The organism is Arthrobacter sp. CAN_A212 (genome assembly GCF_015752345.1).
Classification (GTDB): domain Bacteria; phylum Actinomycetota; class Actinomycetes; order Actinomycetales; family Micrococcaceae; genus Arthrobacter_D.
The window spans coordinates 1-10,104 of the sequence record NZ_JADOUT010000037.1; the positions used below are offsets into that span (position 1 = coordinate 1).

Sequence of the window (10,104 nt, forward strand, 5' to 3'; positions counted from 1 at the left end):
TCATACATTCGACTGGGGGACTCAATCATGCCAGGACCGACAGGCCAGCAACCCCGATTCTTGCTCGTTTAGGGGCTATAAGAAAGGTAACGGGGAATCACTCCGAACAGATTCGCGACGCGCTTCGTCGGGTGGAACTTCCCGAAGCAACCTTCAATAGACGGCCGTCCGAATTATCGGGTGGACAAAATCAGCGTGTCGCGATCGCCCGCGCCCTGGTTGTCCGTCCTGCGATCTTGATTGCGGATGAACCGGTGAGCGGGCTCGATCTCCCACTGCGTAATCAGGTCCTTGATGTTTTACATATGCTGATCAAGGATCAGGGGTTGGGGCTGCTGCTGGTGTCCCATGATCTTGATGCTGTTGCCTCTGTCTGCACACGAACCGCGGTGCTAGCTGAAGGCAGAATCGTCGAAGAAGGACCAACGGGTCAGATTCTTAACGACGCGCGGCATCCGGCCACACGCGAACTGAACGCCGCCCGGGTAGGCCGGGGCGCCCTCTCTCGATGATCGATACCACGCCCCTGAGAAGCCCGGTCTCGGTGTCATTGCTTCTGCCCACCCAACTGATTTTCAATATCGGGTTCTACGCGGTCGTACCGTTCCTAGCCCTTGTCATGACCGACGACCTCGGGCTCGGTGCCGCAGCGGTCGGGATTGAGTATTTGAGGCTTTGAGCACCTCCCAATCGTGCGGTTCAGCACCACCGATCGTGCGGGAGAGCGCCAGTGGTGGTGTGGTTGGGGGCCACTGACGCTCTCCATCATCGATTACGCGCTGGCCAGCGCGGTGTGCGCTCTCATGTTGTAGGTGCCGGTCTCGACCCAGATCGTGTTGTGGATGATCCGGTCCATGATCGCGTCGGCGTGAACACCGGAGCCGAGGCGTTGGTGCCAGTCCTTCTGCGAGTACTGGGTGCAGAACACCGTCGATGTTTCGCCGTAACGGCGCTCCATCAGCTCCAGCAGCATGGTTCGCATTGATTCCGTCGGCCGGTCCAGCAACCACTCGTCAATAACGAGCAATGTGAATGCGGCGTATTTGCGCAGGAACTTCCCGGCCCCGCCGGGGGTGTCCTGGGCGGCGACCCAGGCTTCCTCGAGGTCGGGCATGCGGACGTAGTGGGCGCGGATGCGGTGCTCGCAGGCGCGTTTACCAATCGCGCATCCCAGATACGACTTCCCCGACCCGGTGAAGCCCTGGAAGACAACGTTCTGCTGCCGGGTCACGAACGAGCAGGTGCCGAGCTGGGTCAGCACTTGCCGGTTCAGGCCGCGTTCGTCGAGCAGGTCGATGCGGCGCAGATCCGCGTTCGGGTAACGCAGCCCCGCCCGCCGGATCAACCCGGCGACCTTGGAATGCATGAAGGTCGAGTAGGCGTCATCGACGACCAGCCGGACCCGCTCCTCGAACGTCAAACTGATCGACAAGGTCTCGTCCTGGGTATCGATCGCCTCCAGCAGCTCGCCGGCGTTCATCTCGCGGAGCTTGCGTTTGGTCTCTCCATCCAGCGCGCTCAACGGGTCCCTCCGGCGTAGTGGGCGCTGCCGCGGACATAGCCGCCATCATCCGGTTCCGGTTCGGGGGTGTGTCCGGTTTTGTCCTGCCCGGTGTCGAGGATCGGCCGCAGATGCGCGTAGCGCGGTGAGCGCAGCGGACCCCGTAAAGCCAGCGCACTGGCCGCTTCCACCCGGGCCGCGGAGAACTTCCGAGACAGGCGCAGGACCGCCAGGGCTGGGTCGTAGCCGGCTTCCTCGATGGAGGCTGCCTCGAAGATTTTCCCGATCACCGTCACCGTGGCCGGGCCCATCCGGGCTGCCCAGGCCTCAATCCGGGCCCGGTCCCAGGCCTGGAAGCTGCGTCCCTCGGGCAGGTCCGCGTCGTTCGTCTGATACTGATTCACCGTGCTTGTCGGCAACAGCAGGTGGCTGGTCAGGCGCTCATCAGCCCGATAGACCTCCAGCATGGTGTCCGTGACGCGAAGGTCAACGAGAGAGCCGATGTGGCTGAAGGGCACGGAGTAGAAGTTCTTTGCCCAGACCACGTGTGCGTTCTTGTTCACCTTGCGCCGGTAGGACCACGTGCTGATCTCAAACGGTACCGCCGGCAGCGGTTGCATGAGCGGCTTCTCCTCGGTTGTGAAGACGCTCAGCCGGGACCCGTCGCGTTTCTGGAACGACTGCCGGTTATAGGCATCGATCTGTTCATAGACCCGGATGCGCAACTGCGGCAGGGACGTGAACTGCTCGTGCCGCAAGCCCGCGATGACCCAGGTCGCGACGTGGGAGACCGTGTTCTCGACGCTCGCTTTGTCTTTCGGAGCCCGAACTCTGCCCGGTAATACCGCGGCCGAGTAGTGTGCCGCCATCTCCCGATAAGCATCATTCAGGACGACTTCGCCCTCCTTTGGGTGGGAGATCACCCCGGTCTTTAGGTTGTCGGGCACCAGGCGCGGGACGCTGCCGCCGAAGAAGGCGAACATCGATGTGTGGGCGCGTAGCCACGACTCCTGCCGCATATCAAGGCAGGCTTCTACGAACGCGTACCGGCTGAAGGGCAGGCAGGCGACGAACAAATACACCTTCGAGGTCTCACCCGTGGTCGGATCCAGCAGCCCCATCGTGGGCCCGGACCAGTCGACCTCGATGCTGCGGCCGGCCTTATGACCAACCCGCGACGTCGCCCCGGTCACGGCGGCGTGCTCGCCATAGAGCCGGCAGAACCGGTCATAACTCATCACCGCCTGCCCTGCGCGGGTAGACGCGTCGACATACTCTTGGTGCAGCAGCTTCAATGTCACCCCCACCCGGGCCAGCTCGGTGTGCACCCGCGCCCAGTCCGGCTGCACGAAGGCACTCTCACGGACGCCACGGCCGGGAAACAACGCCGCATACACCTCGACCTCCGACAGCTCGGCGACGTCATCCCACCCGAGATCGGCCAGCTCCGCCGCATCGAGGACCGCCTGAATGCTGTGCCGGGATATCCCATGAGCGGACTCAATTGCTCTTCGCGACAGGCTTTGATTACGCAGCTGCAACACCAGCTTCGCTTTGATCTTCCGTACCATTACCGGTATTCCTTCCACCATGTGTCCCTCACATGGTGGAAGGAGCTTTACAGGTGGTGCTCAACCACACCAACAGTGGTGCTCAACCACACCAGTTGCGCTACCAGGCGATGGCGCTCACCCGCACCACAGGTGGAGCTCACGGAGGCCAATATTCAGGATCGTCCTGGGTGCTCGAACATTCAGTCAGCAAGGCATGTTCCTTTTGGGCGGAATAATTGCCGACTATTGGGGTCCGCGCCGCAGCATCCTCACTGGTTGTCTGATCCGAGCCCTGGGATATTTTGGTCTGGCTCTATCCGAAGAGTTCTGGCCCTTTTTGCTGAGCGCTGTCCTGACTGGTATCGGTGGGGCCTTCTTCTCACCCGCCGTCGAAGGGCTCTTGGGCGCACTCGACCGGACCCAGAAGAGTGAGGGACCGCAACGCAGGTCGCTCTTTGCATGGCTTGTGTTGTTCGGCGAAATCGGCGCCGTGACGGGCCCCTTGGTCGGGATCGCCCTCTTGCCCTTCGGGTTCCCCGTCGTCGCTGTCTCCGCTGCCTGTCTTTTTGTCGCTGTGGGCGTTGTGTTGTGGCTGCTTTTACCGGCAGGACTACCGGTCAGCGCTGATCAAGACGACACACCTGCCGCCAAGGCGGAGCCGCGTGAAACATGGGCGTGCCTGCGGGATCGACGTTTCTTATTTTTTTGTCTGTTCTTCAGCGTCAACCTCCTCGCCTACAACCAGCTGTATTTCGCGTTGCCTCTTGAACTCAACGAAAACGGGACGGGAACTGGGACGCTGGCGCTGCTGTTCGTCTTGGCTTCGGTGCTGACCATTGTTTTCCAACTACCGGCATCGGCCCTGGCCGTCAGAGTAGGGCCAGGTGTAGCGCTACGGACTGGCTTTATCTGCCTGGGCCTTGGTTTCATCACGGTGGCCGTATTCGGGGTTACTGGCATATACGCAGTGCCCGGGATTCCGGTGCTTACTGGCCCGGTAGCGATGGTCGTTCTTCTGAGTTTCGGACACATGCTCATCGTGCCCGCCGGAATGCAACAAGTTCATGGCTTCGCCGGTCCCCGACCTCTGAGCGCCTTTTACGGCCTCCTCGCCAGCTTCGGTGGGCTAGCGGTCCTTATCGGCAACACCTTCGTCGGCACCTTTCGAGACACCCTTGGCAGCTCCGCTGGGTGGATGTTCCTCATCCTCCTTACCATTGCTGCCGCCATTTTCCTTCCCCGCTTCCTACCAATTCACTATCAGAAAGCTCGTCCATGATTTCCCGCCGTACCCGCACGTTGTCCTTTATTGCTGTCTCAACGATCAGTTGCCTCGCCCTCACCGGATGTTTCTCCTCCGCCCCTTCCGGGTCAACGGCCTCCGATGACGAGGATGGGCGCGTATCTTTAGCGATGCTGCAGCCGCCGCGCTCTGGGCTCACCCCGTTGAGCGATGATGCTTTCAAACTTTCACGGTGGTCCACCGCCGAGACCCTCGTTTCCCTTGATGATCTCGGAGAAGCACAGGCCTCATTGGCGACGTCGTGGGAGCAAAGCTCTCCCACGCAGTGGACGTTCACCATCAGGGAAGGAGTCAGTTTTCACGACGGCACACCCCTGACCGCTGAAGACGTAGCCCGCTCGCTCACCGCGGCTGCCACAGCGTCGCCAACGCCACGCATCCTCGACGGCGTCGACATGACAGCGGTCGCCGACAACGAAACAACGGCCACCGTGACCACCGCCGTCGCTGACCCCCTCCTCCCCCAGCGCCTGTCGAGCCCCCAACTGTCGATCCTCGCAGCAAGCGCCTACGAAGGCGGCGCAGTCGACCCGATCAACGCTGGAACCGGCCCCTTCGTTCTCACAGCCGTAGACGGCACCTCGGGTGCCACCCTGGACCGGAACGAGGACTACTGGGGTGAATCCGCCGCAGCATCCGGCATCGACGTCCAATTCGTTCCTGACGGCACCGCACGGGCCGCGGCGCTTCGTACGGGCACCGCCGACGTGGTTGAAGCTATCCCCGTCAGCCAGGTAGCCCAGATCGATGAGGATCTCGTCTATGAAGTCCCGATGCCTCGAACAAACACCTTGTACCTGAACACCGATTCTGGGCCGTTCGCGGATCCCGCCGTACGCGCCGCCGCTAGAGAAGCCATTGATCGGGCGACGATCGTCTCCGGAGTCTACGAAGGCAGGGCCGACGTCGCCGAAGGGCTTCTCGGCCCTGCCCTGCCGTGGGCTGCAGACGAACGCGACGACGACTACCAGGCAGTCCTCGATCAGCGCCCCGAAGCAGCATCCGTGGACGGGGTTCGCATCAGCTTGGGAACTTTCACCGATCGTGCGGAACTGCCTGAAGTAGCCGTGCAACTGGAGCAGCAGCTCGAAGCCGCCGGCTTCATCGTTGAACAAGACGTCCGCGAGTACCAGTACATCGAAGCCGACGCCGTCGATGGTGCCTTCGATGCGTTCATTCTTTCTCGGGCCACCGTGCTCGACTCGGGTGACCCTGTTGCCTACATGTATAGCGACTTCGCCTGCGAAGGGTCCTTCAACCTCTCCCAGTTCTGCGACCCCGCAGTCGATGAAGCCCTCGAAGAAGCTGCCGCACTTCCAGCCGGACCAGAACGCAGAAGCGCCATCATCGCAGCCGAAGCAGAAATCCTGGCCCGCGACGCCGCTATCCCCATGTTGCATGAACGGGTCATTCAGGGCGAGGCGGTAAATGTCGAAGGTGCTGTCCGCGATCCGCGTGAGCGGGCGCTGATCACCGAGGAAACCTCCGCAAAATAATGGCACGTTTCCCAACTGGTGCTCTGCTCGTCGTGGTTTTGGTAATCGGGATGTTGCCCTGGCTGTCCGGGCAGAGCCCTGAATACACGGTGTTGCGGGCCCGCTACGCGGATCTGGAAGCAACCCCTGAGTCGTTGGCCATGGTCCGAGCCGAACTGGGCCTCGACCAGGGCCCGGCGATTGTCTTCATGGACTGGTTTTCCGGGGTCCTCGCTGGTGATCTGGGACAGTCCTGGATCTCGAACTCTCCTGTACTCCCAGGAACGCTCGCGGCCCTGAGAGTATCCGTCACGCTCATGATCTGCGCCGGTGCGCTCGCTCTGGCAATTGCTTGCCTGCTGGCTATGCCGTCGCTTCTACGAAGCTCCAAAGGAGCGCATCGGCGGGGATCTGGGGTCCTCGCCACAACGGCGACGTCCCTTCCAGAGTTCCTTCTAGCCTCCCTATTTCTTGTCATTGGCGCGGTCTGGTTGGGTTGGTTTCCGCCCTCTGGTTGGCTCGGCCTGCACTACGCCGTCCTGCCCTCCCTCGCCATGGGTCTCCCCGCCGGCGGACTGATGGGGAAATTACTAGCCGATGCCATCAGCTCAGCCGGAGAGGAACAGTGGGTATCGGCGTGGCTTTCAGCAGGGTTCACCCGACGCCAGATTGGTGTCGGACTCCTTCGCCGGGCTCTACCGACCATCTCCAGCCAAGCTGCATTAGTCGTCGTCGGCCTAACCGGCGGGGCAGTAGCGGTCGAAAGAGTATTCGCGATTCCCGGGATCGGACGGTCGACACTGGGCGCCGCCACATCCCAGGACATCCCGGTGCTTCAAGCCGGCGTCCTCGCACTCCTCATCCTCGCCATCGCCGCGGGGATCACAGCGGCAATGATCCGCCGAGCGCTCCTCGGACCTGCTGGACGACTCAGTGTCGTCCCCGTCGCCTTCGTGTCCCCCGTTTTCCGTCGACGGGATCTCGCCGTACCGTTCACAGCCGCGCTACTTCTGGCAATCATCACCGTGGCCGGTGTTTTTCGCGATCCCTTCGCCTCAGCTCATCCACGCCTGGCACCGCCGAGCTGGGCAATCCCCTTCGGCGCAGACGCCAGCGGGCGAGATCTTCTAGCGCGCGTAGGTTAGGGCGCCGTATCTACAATCGGGACCGCCCTCATCGTCGTGCTGGTATCCCTCATCCTCGGGTTGCTCATCGGGTCCTTGCCCCGCCTGGGAACAGGGCCACTCGAGATCGCGAATGCCGCACCGCCGGTAATTGCCGGAATTATTGTCGCCGCTATCTCCGGAGCATCTCTCGGCGGCGCAGCTCTAGCAGTAGCGTTGGTCAGCTGGGCACCCCTAGCAGCGCACACCTCAGCCCTAACCCTGCAGGCCAGAACCCTGCCATTCGTCGCGGTGCTACCTATCCTCGGGGTAGGCCCCGCCAGAACACTTCTCCGGCACATCTTCCCCCACATCATCGGACCCCTCGTCCAACACGCCATGCTCCGTCTACCGGGTATCGCCCTCGCTCTGGCAGCCCTGGGCTTTCTCGGGCTCGGCGCGAACCCACCCAGCCCGGATTGGGGCCTCATCCTGGCCGAAGGAATGGCCTACGTCGAGCGGGCCCCGTGGACAGGTCTCGCGCCAGCATCGACGCTGATACTCGCCTCGATCCTGGCGGTCTCCGCCTCCGGGCTCACCCTGCCACCAAATCTCCGTCGCCAAAAAGCCCACCAGGACGCCACGCGGGCCCTCTGATTCACCCGAACAGAAACGACGCAGCCACGCAATAGACATTGCCAAACCCATGCACACGTGTTTATATGTCTATATGCCTGATGATGAACAGCTCGAGAGAGTCGCTGAACTTTTCAAGGCCTTGGGGACTGCGTCACGTCTTCGGATACTGACGTCTCTCGCCGCCGGGGAAGGCTCCGTGAGCTCCCTGGTTCAAACCACCGGGTTGTCGCAACCTCTGGTGTCGCAGCATCTGCGCCTACTAAGGAGCATGAACTTGGTGACAGTGACCAGATCAGGACGTGATGCTGTTTACGCCCTGACCGATGAGCACGTTGCCCACGTCATCAATGACGCCATCGCCCACACAGGCGAAGCCCCGTCGAAGAACGAGCTTGTGGCGTCCATCGCGCCGTAAGTAGCCATTGAAGGAGACCATCATGACAACGGACATCAAAGCAGAGCACACCCTGGAGGATCACACCCACGGCTCGGCGGATTGCTCCCACGAAACCATCCAGCACGGTGACCACACCGACTACCTCCACGACGGGCACCGCCACGCAGAACACGACGGCCACTACGACGAACACGACGAGCCTGCTGAGCATACCCCCAGCGACCACACCCACGGCTCAGCGGACTGCTCCCACGAAGCCGTGAAGCACGGTGACCACACCGACTACCTCCACGACGGACATCGCCACGCCGAACACGAAGGCCACTACGACGAGCACTAGCTCATCCCGGCCATCCTGATCCGTATCGGCTCGGCTCCCTTGGAGCCCGATCCGATACCTACCAACGGAAACGAATTGGTCCTGCTAGATAAATGCTGCGCCGATCTGATCACAGTTTCCCGGCGGTAGTGACTTTCGGCCCTGCTTCTAGGGTCGGAAAAGTTCCATGGTGGAACTATGAAGAACCGTTCATCTGGCACGCCCCCGGGCGCCTTCACGTCGCGGGAAAATAATCTGTTGCCGCCGTTGACTCTGCCGCAGTCCAGTCAGAACGAAGTGTCTATCAGTACCCCGAGTGTCCACTTTGGTAGTTCTGGTGACATTGATTCGGCGGCAACACAGCGTGTGGTCCTGAGCGCAGTCCGACGAGCCGTAGGCTGCCTGGAGATCACCGTTTCGGTCAAAGTTGGGACAGCTTCCCTGACAGGAATCGTCGACTCGCCGCAGGATAAAAGCCGTGCTGGCTTCGCCTGCTGGTGCAGTCCAGCAATCCGAGCGGTACAGAACGACCTCAGGATAGAACCAGCCAATCTATTACCTGAAGTGCCGCTATGGTCTCCGCCCATCAGATCTCATCCGTCCCGACGCTCGAGACAAAGAAGCCGCCCGTAATCCATTGAGGAAGCCGTCTTCATCCCCCCAGAATGAAGACGAGCCACACCGGAGTCCCCCTCCAACACAGCCCGGGACTGTCCACACGCAACACAAATCCCGGCAACTCAAACCCTAGGACCGGCCGCCCCTCAGCGTCAGAGGCTTAAGACCCTATCCACACCCAACCCGCGCAAGCGGTTGCATCATGAAAAGCTCACATGACGAAGTGGGTGCTGGTAGTTCCTCCGTTGGCAACAAATTTGCGTAGCCAGGGCTCGAAGTTTCATGTTCTGCTGCCGCGAGATGCTCTTCAATCGCTGGATAGCCTCATCCTGGGTGCATCCGGTCCGTCCCATGGTGATGCCTAGAGCCAGATCAATAACGGTACGAGATTCAAGGGCCGCCCTGAGATGCTCCGCCGTATCAACCTGTTGGGCTACCTTTACTGCCAGTTGTAGTGCTTTCGACGCATCGCGGACATGTTCCTCAATCAGGTCGATGACAGCGCCGCTGAAATGGCCCGACTCACCCGAGTACACGTTCAACGCTGCTTTGGTGTTGCCTTCCATGACGAACGGCACGGAAACCACTGAACCGATTCCCTCAGCAACCAGAACCGCCGGATACCCGAGCCACCGCTTCTCCGCCCGCATTTCCGGGACTACTACGGTGATCTGATCCCGGGCAGCAGTCAAACACGGGCCGTCGTCGAACCCGTACTGCACTTCATCGATTCTTTGCGCCCGATCTCCACTGCTGGCCACAGTCACCGCGCGGTGGCGACGTAGCACCGTAATACCGCACAGGACTTCCCCGCCAGAGGAGAGTCCGTCAGCACAAAACCGAGCAAGACCCTCAAGAAAGCTATCAAGACTCACCGCATCCAAAACCAGATCCAGTAAAGCCCTATGCACCGACCCCCTAGACCACTGTTGCGCCCCGGACATCCGCGCCTCGATTCTTACCTGCCAGCCCGCAAACCCTTGCCCATTTATTTGAGCCGGTGAACCACGGACAAGCTCATTGTTGTACGGGGGCTGAGGAAGTTCGGGCAGCTCATTGCAAGCGCCTCCGCTGAATAGCAGCAGCGCCATCCTGACCACCTGGTTGGGCCCCCGTTGGCAGTCCAGTGGCTATGCGATAGCTAGTTGGTTTCCTGCGGTCCAGTTCTCCCAGTATCTTGACGGTGTCATTCCGTC

General features: G+C 61.2%; 12 protein-coding genes. 9 read left to right on the forward strand and 3 right to left on the reverse strand.

Annotation, left to right across the window (positions count from 1 at the left end; all coding sequences use genetic code 11):
* A partial coding sequence (locus tag IWX64_RS15990) for an ATP-binding cassette domain-containing protein (protein WP_196868122.1) occupies positions 1–512 on the forward strand: 512 nt, incomplete at its 5' end.
* Positions 509–679 carry a hypothetical protein gene (locus IWX64_RS15995; protein WP_334683366.1) on the forward strand — a complete coding sequence of 57 codons (171 nt, stop codon included), beginning with the start codon at positions 509–511 and terminating at the stop codon, positions 677–679. The genes IWX64_RS15990 and IWX64_RS15995, both read left to right, overlap by 4 nt.
* A gap of 93 nt (positions 680–772) precedes the next feature.
* On the opposite strand, the gene IWX64_RS16000 is transcribed toward IWX64_RS15995, so the two are convergent.
* Entirely contained in the window at positions 773–1,522 is a 750-nt protein-coding gene (locus tag IWX64_RS16000; RefSeq protein ID WP_281064517.1) for an ATP-binding protein, read from the reverse strand.
* Positions 1,519–3,072, reverse strand: a complete 1,554-nt coding sequence (istA, locus tag IWX64_RS16005; RefSeq protein WP_196868123.1) for an IS21 family transposase — start codon at positions 3,070–3,072, stop codon at positions 1,519–1,521. The genes IWX64_RS16000 and istA overlap by 4 nt, the downstream gene beginning before the upstream one ends.
* 19 nt (positions 3,073–3,091) lie before the next feature.
* Here istA and IWX64_RS16010 point away from each other — a divergent pair, with 19 nt between their 5' ends.
* The 7 genes from IWX64_RS16010 to IWX64_RS17380 all read left to right on the forward strand — a co-directional run bounded on the left by IWX64_RS16010 (position 3,092) and on the right by IWX64_RS17380 (position 8,923).
* On the forward strand, positions 3,092–4,333 hold the full coding sequence (locus tag IWX64_RS16010; RefSeq protein ID WP_334683369.1) for an MFS transporter: 1,242 nt from the start codon (positions 3,092–3,094) through the stop codon (positions 4,331–4,333).
* The gene (locus IWX64_RS16015; protein ID WP_196868125.1) at positions 4,330–5,853 is read left to right on the forward strand and encodes an ABC transporter substrate-binding protein; all 1,524 of its coding nucleotides are present in this window, start codon (positions 4,330–4,332) and stop codon (positions 5,851–5,853) included. Before IWX64_RS16010 ends, IWX64_RS16015 begins: the two co-directional genes overlap by 4 nt.
* The gene (locus IWX64_RS17170) at positions 5,853–6,977 is read left to right on the forward strand and encodes an ABC transporter permease (RefSeq protein WP_334683367.1); all 1,125 of its coding nucleotides are present in this window, start codon (positions 5,853–5,855) and stop codon (positions 6,975–6,977) included. The genes IWX64_RS16015 and IWX64_RS17170 overlap by 1 nt, the downstream gene beginning before the upstream one ends.
* Before the next feature lie 36 nt (positions 6,978–7,013).
* Complete coding sequence (locus IWX64_RS17175; protein ID WP_334683368.1) at positions 7,014–7,592, forward strand: ABC transporter permease subunit; 579 nt, start codon at positions 7,014–7,016, stop codon at positions 7,590–7,592.
* A 73-nt stretch (positions 7,593–7,665) separates the two neighbouring features.
* Positions 7,666–7,989: an ArsR/SmtB family transcription factor gene (locus IWX64_RS16025; protein WP_196868126.1), complete on the forward strand. Its 324-nt coding sequence runs from the start codon at positions 7,666–7,668 to the stop codon at positions 7,987–7,989.
* 22 nt (positions 7,990–8,011) lie between these two features.
* Complete coding sequence (locus IWX64_RS16030) at positions 8,012–8,311, forward strand: hypothetical protein (protein WP_196868127.1); 300 nt, start codon at positions 8,012–8,014, stop codon at positions 8,309–8,311.
* 177 nt (positions 8,312–8,488) lie between these two features.
* Positions 8,489–8,923, forward strand: a complete 435-nt coding sequence (locus IWX64_RS17380) for a BON domain-containing protein (RefSeq protein ID WP_196868128.1) — start codon at positions 8,489–8,491, stop codon at positions 8,921–8,923.
* A gap of 185 nt (positions 8,924–9,108) precedes the next feature.
* Here IWX64_RS17380 and IWX64_RS16040 read toward each other — a convergent pair whose 3' ends face one another.
* Positions 9,109–9,999 (reverse strand): GAF and ANTAR domain-containing protein, encoded by an 891-nt coding sequence (locus IWX64_RS16040; protein ID WP_196868129.1) that lies wholly within the window; start codon positions 9,997–9,999, stop codon positions 9,109–9,111.
* Between the last annotated feature and the right edge of the window lie 105 nt (positions 10,000–10,104).